We start from the raw sequence: 17,874 nt of genomic DNA on the forward strand, positions 1-17,874 counted from the left end.
GCTTTTCATGCTACCAGCCATTTGCTCGGCCAGTTTTTTGATGTCAGTTTGGTTAGTCATTGCTTATTCTCCTGTTAATGGATTATAAGCAGTTACACAGTTTTTAGGAAACTTCCTTAAGATAGTACTATTGTTTTAGAATTTATTTGATACCCGAATAAAAAGACACCGCTGCGTGTCTTTTTTTATGCTCGACTGTTTATTAGGCATATAAATAATTGCTCACTATACATTGCACATAACAATTGTTAATAAATGCGAACGCATGAGTATTTTGGCAATGCATCAGGCTGTGCTAATCTAATTTATTCTTTACCAATTTATTCGTTATTAGTCATTTATGTTTTAGACCTATCCATTTATAACAACTTATCTATAACAACAATCGAGATCTGATTATGACCACAGCTGACAATACTAAGCAAAACTTTACTGGTACCAGTAGTTATATTGCTACCGATGATTTGCAACTGGCCGTAAATGCCGCCATGACCTTACAAAAGCCATTGCTGATCAAAGGCGAGCCTGGTACAGGTAAGACGTTGCTTGCCGAAGAAGTTGCTGAGAGTTTGGGCATGCCATTGATTACTTGGCACGTAAAATCGACGACTAAGGCTGAGCAAGGACTGTATGAATATGATGCGGTATCACGCCTGCGCGATTCACAGTTGGGTGATGATAAGGTCTATGACATTGCCAACTATATCAAGCCGGGCATGCTGTGGGATGCTTTTACCAGTACAGAGCGTAGCGTACTACTGATTGATGAGATTGATAAAGCCGATATCGAGTTCCCAAATGATTTGCTACATGAGCTTGATAAGATGTCTTTTTATGTTTATGAGACTGGCGAAACTATTACAGCGGCGCAGCGTCCAGTAGTTATTATTACCTCAAACAATGAAAAAGAGCTGCCAGATGCGTTTTTGCGTCGTTGCTTTTTCCATTATATCGACTTCCCAGAAGAAGAAACCATGCGCCAAATTATCGAAGTGCATTTTCCAGACATTCAGGAAAAACTGGTCAATGATGCATTGGATATCTTCTATAAGCTGCGTGGTATTCAAGGTCTTAAAAAGCCGCCATCAACGTCTGAGTTGGTCGACTGGTTAACTTTGTTACTTGCTGATGATATGGCTCAAGACGAGCTAGAAGAAAATCTGCGCGGCGAGAAATCTATCCCGCCTCTATACGGTGCGTTGCTCAAAAATGAAGCAGATGTGAGTTTATTACAGCGTTTTGCCAATATGATGCGTCGTTAATGTTTGCCGCTTGCGTTGACTTTAACGTCTTATGTCCGATATCGGATGTCTATTATGAAGGTCAATGCAAACGCTCATCCTGTGACTGTACCTGTACCAATTAATGATATCAGCAATATCACCAGATAATAATATCAGCCAATAAGTGATACGACTCTTATGTTTATCAAACTATTCTATACCTTGCGTACTTATGGCGTGCCAGTCAGTACGCGCGAGCTGCTCGATCTCAATGCCGCGTTAGATAAAGGGCTGATGATGCAGACGCATCCTGAAGATCCAGCACTGACTACTTTTGCTAGCCGCGAAGATATGTATCGGCTGATTCGACTGTGCATGGTCAAAGATGAGCGCCATTTTGATAAGTTCGATCGGGCCATGGCGGATTATTTTGAAGGTATCGATAGTCTCGATATGGATGAGCTATTAGCCAAGCTAACAGATGTGCCCAAAGAGTGGCTGGATCTGAAGCTCGACCCAAAGAATCTGACTGAAGAGCAAAGACGCCTACTAAAAAAGTACGGCTCGCTTGAAGAGCTGATGAAGGCGTTAGAAGAACGGTTAAAAGAGCAAAAAGAGCGTCATCAAGGTGGTAGTAAATGGGTAGGGACAGGCGGCACTTCGCCATTTGGTGCCTACGGCGACCATCCAGAAGGCGTGCGTGTCGGCGGTGAGTCTCGCAAACGCAGTGCGGCAAAAGTCTGGGAGCAGCGTAAATATCGCAATCTCGATGACGATAATCAGCTCGGTACTCGCCAAATTCAAATGGCGCTACGCAATCTGCGTCAGTTTGCGCGGACTGGCAGTGCTGACGAGCTAGATATTCATGAGACTATTAAACGCACGGCAAAAAAGGGTGTGCTCGATATACATATGCAGGCAGAGCGCCGTAACCGTGTCAAAGTGCTAATGCTGTTTGATGTGGGTGGCAGTATGGATATCCATGTCGAAGCGCTCGAAAAACTATTTTCTGCGGCAAAAAATGAATTTAAAACATTAGAGTTCTTCTATTTTCATAACTGCTTGTATGACTATGTGTGGAAGGATAACAATCGTCGCCATAGTGCGCCGATGCCAACTTTTGAGCTGCTCAATAAATATGGCCGTGAGTATCGTGTTATCTTCGTCGGTGATGCATCGATGTCACCTTATGAGTTGATGACAGTCGGTGGTAGCGTAGAGTATATGAATAATGAAGCGGGCATCGTATGGTTGAAGCGCGTACTTGAGCATTTTGATAAAGTAACTTGGCTCAATCCTGAAAACCCGTCGTATTGGCAATATACGCAAACCATCGTTGAAATTAAAAAACTATTTGAAAATAAGATGTATCCGATGACGCTACATGGTGTTGAAGAAATGACTCAATATATGGCACGGTGATTTTAATATTCAGCCCGATTGATGAATAAATAAAATCTGTTAACACAGCTTAAACCCTTATAACAACAGCCGTTATGATAACATAGCGGCTGTTTTTTTATCGATGCCAATAAGCTCGATATTGATTGTATATTGGTATGTCTAATAAAGTGTGTTAACATTCATTTTAAATGAATGTTATAAATGTTCTGAATTGGGCGGTTAAAAATTTTGATGACTACTGTAAAAAGGTCTGCTCATTATTGCCAGTTTAGACCGATTATTTTTAACATCTCAATTTATCAATGTAGTTAATGACTAAGAGAAACAACATGGCCTCACCAAAAACGTTAGAAATCGTCACCGCAACTGTTCCTGTACTTGAAGAGCATGGCGTTGCGATTACCACTGTGTTTTACAAAAATATGTTTAACGAGCATCCTGAACTGTTAGATATTTTTAATGAGACCAATCAAAAATTGGGAAGACAGCAGACGGCACTAGCAATGACGGTATTGGCTGCTGCCAAGCACTTGGACAAGTTGGCTATGTTATTACCGCAAGTGACTCAAATTAGTCACAAGCATAGATCCTTACAGATATTGCCTGAGCATTATCCTATCGTCGGCAAGCATCTGATTGGGGCGATCAAAGAAGTATTAGGTGAGGCGGCTACCGATGACATTATCGACGCTTGGACAGAAGCTTATGATGAAATTGCCTCAGTATTTATCCAAATTGAACATAGTATGTATGAAGAAGCAATGTGGCAGGGGTTTGCACTGTTTAAGGTCACTAAAAAAGAAGCAGTTGCTACAGATATCGCAGCCTTTACCGTGGTACCAGTCGATAAGAGTGAGAACAATTCGGGCAATGATTCAGCAAACGCTTTAGAGATTGATTTGAGCAAGTTAATCTTAACCGCTGGTCAATACATCACGGTGAAAACAGACCCAAAAGACAGCGACCATATAGCCTTACGTCATTATTCTTTATACTCTGCCAGTACCGATGCAGGGATTCAGTTTGCTGTCAGACGTGACAACCGTAATGAACATCATGGGCTGGTCTCTAACTATATGCATGATCAACTAGAAGTCGGTGATACGGTTTTATTATCGGCACCAGCTGGTGACTTCGCGCTCAATCAAGATTTGGTACAGCAAAATGATATTCCGTTAGTGTTGATGAGTGCAGGGGTCGGGGTGACGCCTGTACTGTCTATGTTAGAGGCGCAAGTAATAGCCAATCCTAAACGTCCTATTATTTGGGTTTATGCATGTCAAAATATCGCTCATCATGCTTTTTCTGATCAAGTTAGTAAGTTACTCGAACAGGCTGAGAGTGTAGAAAAGCATATATTCTACTTTGAGTCTGAGCAGATATTAGATGAGACATGGCTTGCTACCTTGCCTAAGCCTGCGGATATCTATGTGTGCGGCTCGATGCCGTTTATGGAGAGCATGATTAATGGGTTAGTAGCATTAGATCATGGTGTTGATAGTGTCCACTACGAACCGTTTGGCCCTAAGATGAGCTTGGGTGGTTAGTTTTTAACATATAGTCGGTGAACTACTCAACCGCTACGTCGTTACCCTCCTTAGATTTACTAATTGTACAATCTACAGTCGGCTGCCTTGTATCCATTTTAAAGTTATTTGACTATAATATTCAAAATAAACGTTTATTAAAAAGCACTTAGCATGAAACAATCACGCTAAGTGCTTTTTAATCTTAGTTGAAAATAAAGAGTATCAGGGTGCATTACTCTTTATTTTCAACCAATCCAATCATCACGCCCATCTCTTTTTTATCCTGCTTGTCGATACTAGGCGCATACAACGCTGAGGCAATACCACCGTCTAAAAACAGCGCGTTTGAACAACCCAGCTCATCTTTAAATAGCTCTGCAAACTGATAAAAGGTTACAGGCTCATCGCTATTAACAAGCTGTATACCGCCATCACGGCAAACACCTGCACCATTACGCAGTTTGATTGAGCTGCTATTGGGGTTGAACTGTGGGTGTATCTCGTCATTGATGACCAGCATAGGGCCCGATTGCGTCGCATACCAAGGCTGCACATCACCATTGTTTAGCTGCTCATTTAACGCATTACTTTCGGTGATTTGCACTGTGCCAGCTTTGTCCCACCACATAACCCCATTAGGTAATAGATGAAAATTACCGCCACCTTCTTTTGTATTTAGCGATTTGAGTTCTTTGCCTTCGATTACGGTATAGCCAATCGGCGCATAGTTTTCATTATACATGCCTGCATTCATTGCAAATTTGAGGGTCTCATGATTCGGTAATGTGGCCAATAACGCATCAAAGGTCAGCAGAGGCTCATTGTTATCAGAGGATTGCCAAAACAGTTGTAATGAATAACGCTCGCTCGCTAACGCGGTAGCATCGACACGGCAAACACTATAAGCAAAGGGCGTGTCTTCAGTCTGACATGACCAGCTATCGGTGTCGCTGCTAGCTGCGTCAGGATTTGTCTGCTGGCAGGCACTAAGGCCTAGCGCAAGCACTATCGTTGATAGGGATAAGGTAAAAAGAGAACTTGGCATCAATCACGCGTCTTTTAATGTACAAATTATTTAAGTTTGGTTGCTATCTACTGCTTAATTACACTTACATCCCTACTTTTCAAGTACAACGATTTAGGCGCTGATTCAGTCGCTAGTAGGCGGCAAGTCGCGGATTGTATTATTCACATTGCCAATTAATCGTCCACCATCGGTAAGATTGGTCAAATGCTCAGCATTATATCCAGCGCTTTGTTCTGTTGGCGCGCCAGTGTCTTTGCCCTTATCGCGCGAGTCTTTATTATAAGCAATGAGTGCGTCATTATTGGCTAAGAAGCTATCAGGGTTTGCCATGACCCACATCTGGTTAAATACATCGGCACGGGCACTATGATCGAGCAATGCGCCTTTATCAGTAAAGTAGAAGAATTTGGATAACAGCTTAATCTGCCCATCGTCTAAGCGGCGTGCAATATGATACGGCTGTAATTGGCTAGGATGCTGTAAACCAACCGCACCTACGATACTGGCAAGCGATTTTAGCGTGTTTTTATGGAAACTTGCAACACGCTCAGCTTTACTAGGGACGTCGAGCGCCTTTTGACGATAAGGGTCTTGAGTTGCCACACCTGTCGGGCAAGTGTTGGTATGACAAGAGCGCGACTGAATGCAGCCGACCGCAAACATAAAACCACGTGCTGAGTTGCACCAATCTGCACCTAGCGCAATCATGCGCGCAATATCGAAGCCTGAGACTATCTTGCCGCTGACGCCAAGCTTAATTTTGTCGCGAATACCAGCACCAACTAAGGTATTGTGTACCAGCAAAAACCCTTCGACCATTGGCATGCCGACATTGTCCATGAACTCGACGGGCGCTGCACCTGTGCCACCTTCTGCACCATCAATAACGATAAAATCAGGATAGTTATCCGTCTCTATCATCGCTTTGACAATCGCCATAAACTGCCATGGCTGACCAATACATAGCTTAAAGCCAACTGGCTTGCCGCCTGATAAATCACGTAGCTGCTGCCAAAAGGCGACTAACTCGCGCGGGGTGCTAAATGCAGTATGCGAAGAGGGCGAAATGCAGTCTTGACCCGTCGGCACTTGGCGCGTGTCGGCAATCTCTTGGGTGATCTTGCTAGAGGGTAGGACACCACCTTTACCAGGCTTGGCACCTTGTGAAAGCTTGACTTCAATCATTTTAACTTGCGGATCGACGGCTTTTTCAGCAAAAGACTGTGGATCAAAGTTACCATCATTATCACGGCAACCAAAATAACCCGTACCCAATTCCCAAATCAAATCACCACCGAATTTGCGATGGTAAGGGCTGATCGCACCTTCGCCCGTGTCATGGGTGAAACCGCCGAGTTTCGCGCCTTGATTGAGTGCCATGATGGCGTTGGCTGACAGACTGCCAAAGCTCATTGCTGAGATATTGAATACTGACATATCGTGTGGCTGCTGACAACGCTCACCGCCGACCATAATTCGAAAGTCTTTGTTCTCTAGTGGTGCACTGATGGTAGATTGCAAAAACCATTCTTTACCATGAGTATATAAATTGTCCAACGTACCAAAGGCATTGGTATCACTGACATTCTTAGCACGTTGATAGACTAGCGCGCGCTGCTGGCGTGAAAACGGTACTTGTTCTTTATCGTCCTCAAGCAGGTACTGGCGAATCTCAGGGCGAAAATCCTCTAATACATAGCGAATATGTCCAGCGATAGGGTAGTTGCTCAATATGGCGTGCTTAGACTGAATCAAATCATAGATACCAAGTGCCACAGCCAAACCACCGATCACAATCAGCCACCAACTTACCAATAATAAGCCCGCCAATAGAATTAAAATCGCCGCGCCAAACGTGCTATAGCGAAGTAATAATCCGATAAAGTACGGCGAACTGGTTTTGGGTTCAGGGTTTAGATTGGTACGAGATTCAGGCATAGCGAGGCTCAATAGTAATGATTGATATAGATAAGATGCTTACATTTGTCGCGTACATCATACACGCATGACGTCATTACGTCGGTATCAATGGGTAACAGGGTTATAGATGGTGTTTTCGTTTATCCAGCCTAAACCTTGATTTTATTCATTTGAATATGCTCTATGTACCACCACCAATCCGCTCCGCTAACGCCTGTAATTTTGGCACGAACATCGCAGCATACTCATCCGCTTCCCAGTTAGCACTTGGCACACTGGCATTCAGCGAATACGCGTATTGTCCTGTTGCAACATCATAGACCCCGACCGCGACTGCCAGTATATCAGTAGAAAATTCCCCATCAGACACGGTATAGCCGTATTTTTCATAATGCTCTGCCGCACTGGCTAGGGCAGTTTGCGCATGGTTATAATCTTCAACAGACAAATTCTCTTGTAGATTACTAATGATGACCGCCTTTCTCGCTTGCGTACTTACCGCATAAAAAGCACGTCCAATGGCAGTGCGTGCGACAGGTACGGCGGAGCCAACCTGTAAATTGACCGATAGACGAGCAGGACTACGGCAACAGGCGTGATAGCGCATTTCTCCTTCGACTTCGGTTGCCAAATTCACCGATACTTCGTTTTCACTAGCGAACTGCCGTAATAGTGGTTCAGCTGCTGCCACCATATCGTGACGACTCCATGCGGTCGCGCTTAGGCGTACCGCACTACTGCCCAATTGATACTGTCCGTGCTCAGTGACACGTAAAAAACCAAGCGTGGTCAAAGTATGGATAAGGCGAGTAATGGTTGCTTTTGGTAGTTCGGTCATTTGACATAGCTGTTGATGGGTGAGCCGCTCATGGTGCTCAAAAGCCGCCAGTATGATCAGTCCCCGTCCCAATGCCGTCACAAACTGTCGGTCGTTCTCTTCTTTGCTCTGACTCATAACGCCATGCATGCGTTCTAATAGTGGCGTAGCTGTCAATGATGGTTTTGTCATTTTATTCCTATCTCTTTTGATGGCGATATTTTTTGATAAAGGTTTACAGCGCAGCGAAAGTTTGCTTTAATGGTTTTAAATTATGAAACTAAGTTTCGCACAGCGGAATAAAAAAGTCAATGACTTGTTAGACCAAATGATGTATCAATCACTATTCGTCAGTCGGGATGACTGATACCAAGGAGATCCACATGGCAACATCTACTAGCCCACGCTTTGATTGGGAAGATCCTTTTTTACTACGTGATCAGCTCACTGAAGAAGAGCGTATGGTCACCGACAGCGCGCGTCAGTTTTTTCAAAAAGAGCTGATGCCTGGCATTATTGAGGCCAATCGCAATGAGAATTTTGACCGTAATATCATGCGTCAAATGGGTGAAATGGGTCTGCTTGGTGTCACGATTGAAGGTTATGGCTGTGCTGGCTTATCGAGTGTTGCTTACGGTCTGATTGCCAAGGAAGTAGAAGCCGTTGATTCGGGCTACCGTTCAGCGATGAGCGTACAGTCAAGCCTAGTGATGCATCCTATTTGGGCGTATGGCACAGAAGAGCAAAGAGAGCGTTATTTGCCTAAGCTTGCCACAGGTGAGTATGTAGGCTGCTTCGGTCTGACTGAACCAGACTCAGGATCTGATCCTTCATCGATGTCTACTCGTGCGCGCGCTGTGGATGGCGGTTATGAGTTGACTGGTAATAAAATGTGGATCACCAACAGTCCTATCGCTGACGTATTCGTCGTGTGGGCAAAAGACGATGCTGGCGAGATTCGTGGTTTTGTTTTAGACAAAGGCATGAAAGGATTATCTGCGCCGAAAATCGAAGGTAAGTTCTCACTACGTGCATCAGTCACTGGTGAGATTGTCATGGACAAAGTATTCGTTCCTGAAGCCAATGCCTTCCCAGATATCCGTGGTCTAAAAGGGCCATTTGGCTGCTTGAATAAAGCCCGTTACGGTATCGCTTGGGGTTCGATGGGTGCAGCAGAATTCTGCTGGAAAGCCGCCCGTCAGTATACGCTCGATCGTAAGCAGTTTGGTCGTCCACTAGCGGCAACGCAGCTGGTACAGTTGAAGCTTGCCAATATGCAGACAGAAATTACCTTAGGTCTACAAGCGGCGCTACGCGTGGGTCGTCTGATGGATGAAGACAATGCAGCACCTGAAATGATCTCACTTATTAAGCGTAACAACTGTGGCAAGGCGCTTGATATCGCTCGTATCGCTCGTGATATGCATGGCGGCAACGGTATCTCTGATGAGTTCCATATTATCCGTCACGTGATGAACTTGGAAGCCGTCAATACTTACGAGGGTACACATGATATTCATGCGCTTATCCTAGGCCGTGCACAGACAGGCATTCAAGCGTTCTTTTAAGAATTTTTAGCTAATAGTTTTTGGTACAACTGTATTTTATGACGTACGTTACTGCTTGGCTTTTTATCAAAAGAGCATTAACAGTAGCGTACGTTTTTCAGTTGTTATTCATGATTCAACGGTTAAATAGCTAAATCATGAATAACAATTTTATGATTAAAAGTCGCAAAATACGCGACAGAGTAAGGGAAGCTCATGATTGATATGATTGATATGGCTAATATGCCAAAGGGCGCATTGCATGGCATCAAGGTGCTCGATTTATCGAGAGTGCTGGCTGGCCCTTCTTGTACACAAGTACTGGCTGATCTTGGTGCCGAAGTCATTAAGGTTGAGCGTCCGCATATCGGTGATGAAACGCGTCATTGGGCACCGCCAACATTCAGCGATGACACCTCCGCTTATTACGCTACCATTAACCGCAATAAAAAATCGCTGACAGTTGATATCACTACGCCGACAGGGCAAACCATTATTAAGCAGCTAATCGCTGAGAGTGATATTTTGGTCGAAAACTTTAAAGTCGGTGGTCTGAAAAAATATGGCTTGGATTATGACAGCCTAAAACAGTCCAATCCGCGTCTGATCTATGCATCATTGACAGGGTTTGGTCAGACAGGTCCTGATGCGGCGCGTCCTGGTTATGATTATATTATCCAAGGTCTGTCAGGGCTGATGAGTATCACAGGTCCTAGTGATGGCGAACCGCACAAAGTTGGCGTGGCAGTCGTCGATTTGTTTGCAGGTTTGCAGCTAACGATTGGTATTCAGGCGGCACTATTGGCTCGTCAAAATACGGGTGTTGGTCAACATGTTGATGTGGCGTTGCTCGACAGTGCGCTTGCCATGCTAGGCAATGTCGGTATGAATCATCTGGCATCCGATAAGATACCGCCAAGGCTAGGCAATCAGCATCCTAATATCGTGCCTTATCAAGTGTTTGCTGGCGAGGGTGAACAGCACTTTATTTTAGCTTGCGGCAATGACCGTCAGTTTGCCAAACTGTGTGAGGTACTAGCAATTGATTGGCATACCGATGAGCGCTTTGCGACCAATCCACAACGCGTTGCCAATCGCGAACTGCTGTGCGGTGAGCTGACTAAGCAATTTGCCAAGCAGCCACGTACCTATTGGCTAGAGGTTTTAGATCAGGTAGGTATTCCATGCGGTGCGATTTATAACGTGGCTGAAGCCTTGGCTATGCCACAAGCGCAAGCAAGGGAGATGATCGTTAATTTCACCGAGCAAGGCAGTCCAGTACGCGCTCTTGGCAACCCTATCAAATTATCCGCATCACCAGTCAGCTATCGTACGCCGCCACCGCAGTTGAGCGAACATACTGATAGTACGCTTGCTGATTTGGGTTATGACAGTGAGATGATCGCAAAGCTAAAAGCCGATGGGATTGTTTAAAGTAGCGTCAACAGCCTTATATTTACAGTGATAGAAACTAAACACAAAAGCTAGGAAATGGAATTTCTTTAATAAAATAATGTAAAACCAAGTAGTGTCAAACAAGGAATGTGATGCATGAAAATATACAGCCATGAAAACCTAAGTCTGCATAGACCATTACCTTATTTTTCTTATGGAAAGATGCATGAGCCGTTAGAAATACCAGAACGTATAGTCGAGTTTTCGAAAGCGCCAGCGGCTTTAGGCTTAGAAGTGACTACTGCCACCGATATCGGCATCGCACCAATATTAGCGGTCCATGACTTCGGTTATGTTGAATTTCTTAAGCATGGCTATGATGACTGGATGGCGGTTGAGGAAGATTTGGGTGCGCAGGTGCAGACAGGGATTTTTGTGCCTTATGACAATCCTGGTATTGGCATCATGGCAAAAGCGGCGAAGTATCAAGCAGATGACAGTGCACCTATCAGCGAGCACTCTTGGACCTCTATCTATTGGTCGGCACAGACTGCGCTCAATGCAGCCGAAGCACTGCTAAATGATAAGGCAACAGATACCGAGCGTGCTGACAGTCATATACAGCTTTGCTTTTCACGGCCGCCTGGTCATCATGCTCGCAAAAGCGCCGCGGGTGGATTTTGTTATCTGAATAACGCTGCCATCATCGCTGAACATCTACGCCAGAAATATGCAAAAATTGCCATTATCGATACGGATATGCACCATGGACAGGGTATTCAAGAAATATTCTATGACCGTAAAGACGTGCTTTATACTTCAGTACATGGCGACCCCGTTAACTTCTACCCAGCAGTAACAGGGCACGCGTTTGAAAAAGGCATAGGCGAGGGCGAAGGTTACAACATCAATTTCCCGATGCCACATGGCACCGATGAAGTGGGATTTTTTGAGTATATTGATAAGTCTATCGAGGCAGTGACACTATTTGACCCTGATGTTATCGTTCATGTCTTGGGGTTTGATGTTTATGAAAATGACCCAGAAGCGAGATGTTCTGTCAGTACCGAAGGCTTTAAACTATTGGCACAGAAAATGGCAGCCTTAAACAAGCCATTGATTGTCTTGGTGGAAGGTGGTTATTACATTCAAAAGCTCAACGACAATCTACAAGCATTCCTATTAGGACTGATGGACGAGAACAGCAATAGCGGCAGTAATATTTAAATCAAACTAAAAGTAGATAAAACAGGTCGTAGAGTGTAGTAGTAAACTCTGCGACCTATTTTTTATAGATTCCTACCCATTATGAATTTGCCGTAAAGCCTAAATGCTGCTCAATTTGCTCCGCCAATTCAATCAATACTGCACTGACCTCAGCCCGTTTAGACTCATACTCTCCTTGTAAAAAACTCACTGCCATACCAGCAACTGCATTGCCTGATGCGTTACGAATATAAGTGCCCAAGCAGTACATCCCATCGCGCAACTGTCCATCATCGAGAGACACTCGGCTTTCTTGTATCGCTGCAAGCTCAGCGGATAAATCGGTAAAATTCTTGACCCCATGTTGGGTCATCGGCGTCGGAAAAGTATCTTTATACAATGATTTGATACTGTCCAGCGACAACGTCGATAGCATGGCTTTGCCTGTCGCTGAAAATACGGCAGGTACGCGAACGCCTGCACGAAAGGTAAAGCCAAGCGGCGCAGGTGATTCATGACAAGCCAAAAATACCACTTCGCCCAAATCAAGCTTTGACAAGGTTACTGTGTGCTGAAGAAGTACCGGATACTGCACAATCAAATCCTTAAACAACTGAACCACGCCTTGCTGCTGTTCGTACTTACCTGCCCAATACATCAAATATGAACCCAAATAAAAACGGCTTTCAGGGTCTTTGTAAATGACATGTTTGGTCAATAGACTCTGCAAGATATTGTGAGTGGAGCTACGCGGTAGCCCAAGCTCTTTTGCGATATGAGCCGCTGTCAGAGGCTGTGAGCTATCAGTAATCAAGTCCAAAATCTGAAACGTTTTGTCTAGCGCAGGCACGGCAGTCGAGCTCATAAATAACCTATAAAATGAAATAAAAGAAAGAAGTACAAGATAATTTTTAAAATAATGAGATTAAGGGTTGCAAATCGCGTCATATCGTTCTTATAATGACGTCTCGTATATAGAATACGTGTTCAGTATATTGAACAAATAATGAATTATCAATAATTATTTACGACTTACTATTTTATTCATTCTTATAAACACACCCTATATGACAAGGAGCGTCAACATGTCAAACGCGCTGCAGTTATCAAATCCAGATTTACTCAAACAATCTTGCTTCATTAAAGACGGCTGGCATGCTGCTAGTGATGAAGCTGTGCTTGATGTCAACAATCCTTTCAATGGCGAGCTCATTGGTACTGTACCAAGCCTTACCACAGAAGATGTCAACGAAGCCGTTGCTTACGCTCATGATGTCCAAGCAGACTGGGCAGCAAAAACAGCCAAAGAGCGTGCAGAGTTATTGCAAAAGTGGGCTGATCTAATCGATGCCAATAAAGAAGATTTGGCCATCATTATGACCGCTGAGCAAGGTAAGCCGCTGACTGAGTCACGTGGTGAAGTGGGTTATGCCAACAGCTTTATCCGCTGGTTCGCTGAAGAAGGTAAACGCGTCTATGGTGATGTGATTCCTGCTAATAGCACACAGCTACGTCATGTCGTTCTCAAGCAGCCAGTCGGTGTTTGTGCCGCTATCACGCCTTGGAACTTCCCAGCTGCGATGATCACGCGCAAAGTTGCTCCTGCACTAGCAGCAGGCTGTACGATTATCGTCAAACCTGCTACCGAGACACCGTACTCTGCATTGGCACTAGGCGTGTTGGCAGAGCAAGCGGGCATTCCAGCTGGCGTCATTCAGGTCGTCACTGGTAAGTCTTCTGTCATCGGCGACATCCTAACGGGTGATGCTCGCATTCATAAATTGTCATTCACAGGCTCTACAGAAGTAGGCCGTACGTTGATGGCACAATGCGCGCCAACTATTAAGAAGCTATCGTTAGAGTTGGGTGGTAATGCGCCATTTATCGTCTTTGATGATGCCGATCTAGAGAAAGCCGCTGCCGGTTTAATCGCTTCTAAATATCGTAATGCTGGTCAGACTTGTGTCTGCGCCAACCGAGTATACGTTCAAGACAGCATTAAAGATAAATTCTTAGATGTCTTTGTCAAAAAAGTCTCTGAATTAAAAGTAGGCAACGGCTTAGAAGAAGGCGTAGATATCGGCCCTCTTATCAACAAAAAAGCGTTAGATAAAGTCCAAGCCTTGCTAAAAGACGCGCTAGATAAAGGCGCAAAGCTGGTCACTGGCGGTAGTATCAATGATGCTTCAGAACTGACTTATAACCCAACGGTTATCACCGATATTAGCAGTGATATGGACATCGCCTCTGAAGAAATCTTTGGACCAATTGCAACCATCTTTACCTTCAAAGACGAAGCAGAAGTTATCCGTGCTGCTAACGATACGATTTATGGCTTGGCCGCTTACTTTTATAGTAGCGACTATGCGCGTTCATGGCGCGTTACCGAAGGTCTTGAGTACGGCATCATCGGTCACAACACGGGTTTGATTTCTACAGAAGTTGCCCCATTTGGTGGTGTGAAGCAGTCTGGCTTTGGCCGTGAAGGCTCAAAATATGGTATCGAAGACTATATTACGACCAAATACTGGTGTTCTGATATCAGCTAATAAATAACTCGCCCAGTATTTAATAGAGCATTTAACAAAACCTAATAGGTATCTACGGTGTTTTATCTCAGACAAGCACCGTTTGATATCACTAAGTCTTAAATGAACCGCCAATCACTAGATGGCATTTATGTTACGAACACAGAAAAGGACATTCCCATGACTACCAATCAATCATTACTTGAGCGCCGCAAAGCTGTTTTACCAACAGGACTTGGGGTTGCCTTTCCTATCTTTGCAGAAAAAGCAAAGAACTCAGAAATCTGGGACATCGAAGGCAAGCGTTATATCGACTTTGTCGGTGGTATCTCAGTATTGAACACCGGTCACAGCCATCCAAAAATCACTCAGCGTGTGCATGAGCAGCTCGACAAATTTACGCACACTGCGGCGCAAATGATCAACTATGAGTGCTACGTGGATTTGGCAGAAAAGCTGTGCGAAAAAGCCCCAATCAGCGGTGATACCAAGGCGTTCTTTTTGACCACTGGTGCAGAAGCGGTCGAAAACTGCATCAAGATTGCGCGTGCCAAAACCCGTCGTCCAGGTGTGATCTCTTTTGTTGGTGGCTGGCATGGTCGCACCATGATGTGTATGAGCCTAACAGGCAAAGTACTCCCATACAAAAAGAACTTTGGCCCAATGCCAGGACCTGTGTTCCATGCATTGTTCCCTGCAGAAGAGTTGAATGTGACAGAAGAACAAGCGCTACATAGCCTTGATATGATCTTCCAAGCAGATATCGATCCTAGTGAAGTAGCGGCGATGATTGTTGAGCCAGTCCAAGGCGAGGGTGGCTTCCATCAGGTAACGCCATCATTTGCCAAAGCACTACGCGAGATCTGTGACGAGCATGGCATCGTGCTTATTTTTGATGAAGTACAGTGTGGTTTTGCTCGTACAGGTACGTTGTTCGCCACTGAACAGTTAGGCGTTGAGCCTGATTTGATGACTGCTGCGAAGAGTTTGGCGGGTGGTTATCCTATCTCTGCGGTCATCGGCCGTGCTGATATCATGGATGCCCCGCAAGTTGGCGGCTTAGGTGGCACTTATTCTGGTAACCCACTGGCTTGTGTGGCCGCGCTTGCTGTCATGGAAGTGATCGAAGAAGAAAACTTACTGGAGCGTAGTATTGAGATTGGCGATACCATTGCTTCATTCTTAAAAGGATTAAATCTAAGCAGCATCGGTCATATCCGTCATAAAGGCGCGATGCTAGCGTTTGAGCTAATCGATAGCGAAGGTAAACCTGATGCAGCAGCAGCAGCCAATCTAAAAGCAAAAGCATTTGAGCAAGGCTTGCTACTAGCGTCTTGTGGTATGTATGGCAATGCTATTCGTGTGATGGTGCCATTAACAGTTGAAGACGACGTGCTACAAGAAGGTCTTGATATCATTAAAGGTATCCTAACGGCATAAGCAATACTGAGTGTTATTTACTTTAGCGATGGAGCGCTTTTAACCAAGTACAGCTAGTTCAAGTACCGATATTGGTTAAAAGATTGTATGAAAGATAACGGCAAGGTTGCCCTTATAACACTCGCTTTGAGTGAGTTTTTTAACGGCGCCTTGCAAGTCAAGACGCCGTTTTTGTTTTTGCTGTTTGAATACTATACCGATAGCAAAGTTAAACTTTGCGGCGACGCGACAGACACAACAAACATGATGGGTATGATCCCATGAAACAAAAATAGTGTAGCTGTAACAGGCTCACACGGATGAAACACAGACAAGGAGTAGGTTATGTCTGAATTAAAAAAGTCGCTAGGGGTGTTCGATATCATTGCACTGGCATTCGGTGCAATGGTCGGTTGGGGCTGGGTTGTACTGGCAGGTAGTTGGATCATCTCGGCAGGTATATGGGGCGCAATTAGCGCCTTTTTAATAGGCGGTCTGGTAGTCGTATTGATTGGTGTGACGTATGCTGAACTTGCGGCCTCCATGCCAATTACTGGCGGTGAGCATACTTATACCCACCGAGCACTAGGGGTCAATGTCTCCTTTATTTGCTCATGGAGTATTTTGTTTGGTTATTTTTCCGTCGTTGCTTTTGAAGCAGTAGCACTGCCCACCGTCGTCGAATACATTATTCCTAATTATAGCCAAGGGTATCTTTGGAATGTTGCTGGCTGGGATGTTTACGCCACTTGGGTAGGCGTCGGGATGCTTGGCTCAGTGATTGTTACTTGGCTGAACATACGCGGTATGGAAGTCAGCGCGTGGTTTCAAAAAACAGCAGTTGTCGGTATCTTTCTAGTTGGTATATTACTGTTCGTAGGGGCGTTACTGTTCAGTCCTGAAACTTCTAATACCGTACAAGCGCCTAACTTTATTGGCGGTATGGGTGGCATCATGACGGTGATGGTAATGGTACCGTTCTTGTTCGTTGGCTTCGATGTCATTCCCCAAGCGGCAGAAGAAATCAATCTATCTCGTCCGAACATCGGTAAGTTTTTGATCGTCTCTATTATTATCGCTGTACTGTGGTATGTAGCAGTCGCCTGGAGTGTGGGCAAGACTTTACCGCTATTACAAGCACAAGACTCAACATTGGCTACTGCTGATGCGATGACCAATGCTTGGAATGGTAAATGGGCTGGTACCTTGCTCGTTATCGGCGGTGTACTGGGTATTTTATCAAGCTGGAATGCGTTTCTTATCGGTGGTAGTCGTCTGCTATATGCTATGGGCAAAACGCACATGTTGCCACAGTTTTTGTGCAAGCTGCATCCGAAATATAATACGCCCGTCAATGCGATTTTATTGATCGGTGGTCTCGCGACACTTGCGCCATTATTTGGTCGCAAAATGCTGGTATGGATTGTAGATGCTGGCGGGTTCGGTATCGTTATTGCTTATACTTGTGTGGCTCTTTCATTCTTAGTGCTGCGTTACCGTGAGCCTGATATGGTACGTCCGTTTAGAGTACCAGCAGGTAAATTGGTTGGTATTATCACTATTATCCTCAGTCTTGGTATGTTGGCACTATATCTACCAGGTATGCCATCAGCACTTGTCGCTATTGAGTGGTGGATTTTCCTTGGCTGGATCGTACTTGGTGGGGTATTGTACGGTTATGCTACGATGAAGAATCCTGGTAAGAGTAAAGACATTATGGATCATGAACTGCGCGAGCTAAAAACGGCTAACCAGCAGTGGTTAAAAGAAAATCCATATAAAAAGTAGACTTACTTTAATTACCTTTCATAAAAAAGCCTAACGTCAAACGTTAGGCTTTTTTTATTTAACTAAGGTTT

Annotated in this window: 14 protein-coding genes; 10 read left to right on the top strand and 4 right to left on the bottom strand. The window is 44.6% G+C overall.

What is annotated here, in order from left to right; translation table 11 throughout:
* Positions 1–398 precede the first annotated feature (398 nt).
* The 3 genes from HCZ91_RS09800 to HCZ91_RS09810 all read left to right on the top strand — a co-directional run bounded on the left by HCZ91_RS09800 (position 399) and on the right by HCZ91_RS09810 (position 4,174).
* Entirely contained in the window at positions 399–1,262 is an 864-nt protein-coding gene (locus HCZ91_RS09800) for a MoxR family ATPase (RefSeq protein WP_179799219.1), read from the top strand.
* Between the two features lie 159 nt (positions 1,263–1,421).
* Positions 1,422–2,645, top strand: a complete 1,224-nt coding sequence (locus tag HCZ91_RS09805; RefSeq protein ID WP_179799220.1) for a VWA domain-containing protein — start codon at positions 1,422–1,424, stop codon at positions 2,643–2,645.
* 311 nt (positions 2,646–2,956) lie between these two features.
* Entirely contained in the window at positions 2,957–4,174 is a 1,218-nt protein-coding gene (locus HCZ91_RS09810; RefSeq protein WP_179799221.1) for a globin domain-containing protein, read from the top strand.
* Between the two features lie 214 nt (positions 4,175–4,388).
* Here HCZ91_RS09810 and HCZ91_RS09815 read toward each other — a convergent pair whose 3' ends face one another.
* From HCZ91_RS09815 to HCZ91_RS09825, 3 genes are all read right to left on the bottom strand, one after another.
* Entirely contained in the window at positions 4,389–5,201 is an 813-nt protein-coding gene (locus HCZ91_RS09815) for a phosphodiester glycosidase family protein (protein ID WP_179799222.1), read from the bottom strand.
* A gap of 105 nt (positions 5,202–5,306) precedes the next feature.
* Positions 5,307–7,121, bottom strand: coding sequence for an FMN-binding glutamate synthase family protein (locus tag HCZ91_RS09820; RefSeq protein ID WP_179799223.1), 1,815 nt, complete (start codon positions 7,119–7,121; stop codon positions 5,307–5,309).
* 163 nt (positions 7,122–7,284) lie between these two features.
* On the bottom strand, positions 7,285–8,112 hold the full coding sequence (locus HCZ91_RS09825) for an IclR family transcriptional regulator C-terminal domain-containing protein (RefSeq protein WP_257020038.1): 828 nt from the start codon (positions 8,110–8,112) through the stop codon (positions 7,285–7,287).
* 191 nt (positions 8,113–8,303) lie between these two features.
* Between HCZ91_RS09825 and HCZ91_RS09830 the strand changes: the two genes are divergently transcribed.
* The 3 genes from HCZ91_RS09830 (at position 8,304) to HCZ91_RS09840 (ending at position 12,089) form a co-directional block, all read left to right on the top strand.
* On the top strand, positions 8,304–9,488 hold the full coding sequence (locus tag HCZ91_RS09830; protein ID WP_179799224.1) for an acyl-CoA dehydrogenase: 1,185 nt from the start codon (positions 8,304–8,306) through the stop codon (positions 9,486–9,488).
* Between the two features lie 204 nt (positions 9,489–9,692).
* On the top strand, positions 9,693–10,901 hold the full coding sequence (locus HCZ91_RS09835; RefSeq protein ID WP_218870143.1) for a CaiB/BaiF CoA-transferase family protein: 1,209 nt from the start codon (positions 9,693–9,695) through the stop codon (positions 10,899–10,901).
* A 117-nt stretch (positions 10,902–11,018) separates the two neighbouring features.
* Entirely contained in the window at positions 11,019–12,089 is a 1,071-nt protein-coding gene (locus HCZ91_RS09840) for a histone deacetylase family protein (RefSeq protein ID WP_179799226.1), read from the top strand.
* Between the two features lie 79 nt (positions 12,090–12,168).
* On the opposite strand, the gene HCZ91_RS09845 is transcribed toward HCZ91_RS09840, so the two are convergent.
* Positions 12,169–12,933: an IclR family transcriptional regulator gene (locus HCZ91_RS09845; protein WP_179799227.1), complete on the bottom strand. Its 765-nt coding sequence runs from the start codon at positions 12,931–12,933 to the stop codon at positions 12,169–12,171.
* A gap of 220 nt (positions 12,934–13,153) precedes the next feature.
* Here HCZ91_RS09845 and HCZ91_RS09850 point away from each other — a divergent pair, with 220 nt between their 5' ends.
* From HCZ91_RS09850 to HCZ91_RS09865, 4 genes are all read left to right on the top strand, one after another.
* A complete protein-coding gene (locus HCZ91_RS09850; RefSeq protein ID WP_179799229.1) occupies positions 13,154–14,617 on the top strand; it encodes an NAD-dependent succinate-semialdehyde dehydrogenase in 1,464 nt (487 codons plus the stop codon).
* 159 nt (positions 14,618–14,776) lie between these two features.
* Complete coding sequence (gabT, locus tag HCZ91_RS09855; RefSeq protein ID WP_179799231.1) at positions 14,777–16,036, top strand: 4-aminobutyrate--2-oxoglutarate transaminase; 1,260 nt, start codon at positions 14,777–14,779, stop codon at positions 16,034–16,036.
* An 87-nt stretch (positions 16,037–16,123) separates the two neighbouring features.
* On the top strand, positions 16,124–16,300 hold the full coding sequence (locus HCZ91_RS09860) for a hypothetical protein (protein WP_179799233.1): 177 nt from the start codon (positions 16,124–16,126) through the stop codon (positions 16,298–16,300).
* A 60-nt stretch (positions 16,301–16,360) separates the two neighbouring features.
* Positions 16,361–17,803, top strand: coding sequence for an APC family permease (locus HCZ91_RS09865; protein ID WP_101205684.1), 1,443 nt, complete (start codon positions 16,361–16,363; stop codon positions 17,801–17,803).
* Positions 17,804–17,874: the final 71 nt, after the last annotated feature.

It is taken from the genome of Psychrobacter sp. BI730 (assembly GCF_013414195.1).
GTDB lineage: Bacteria > Pseudomonadota > Gammaproteobacteria > Pseudomonadales > Moraxellaceae > Psychrobacter.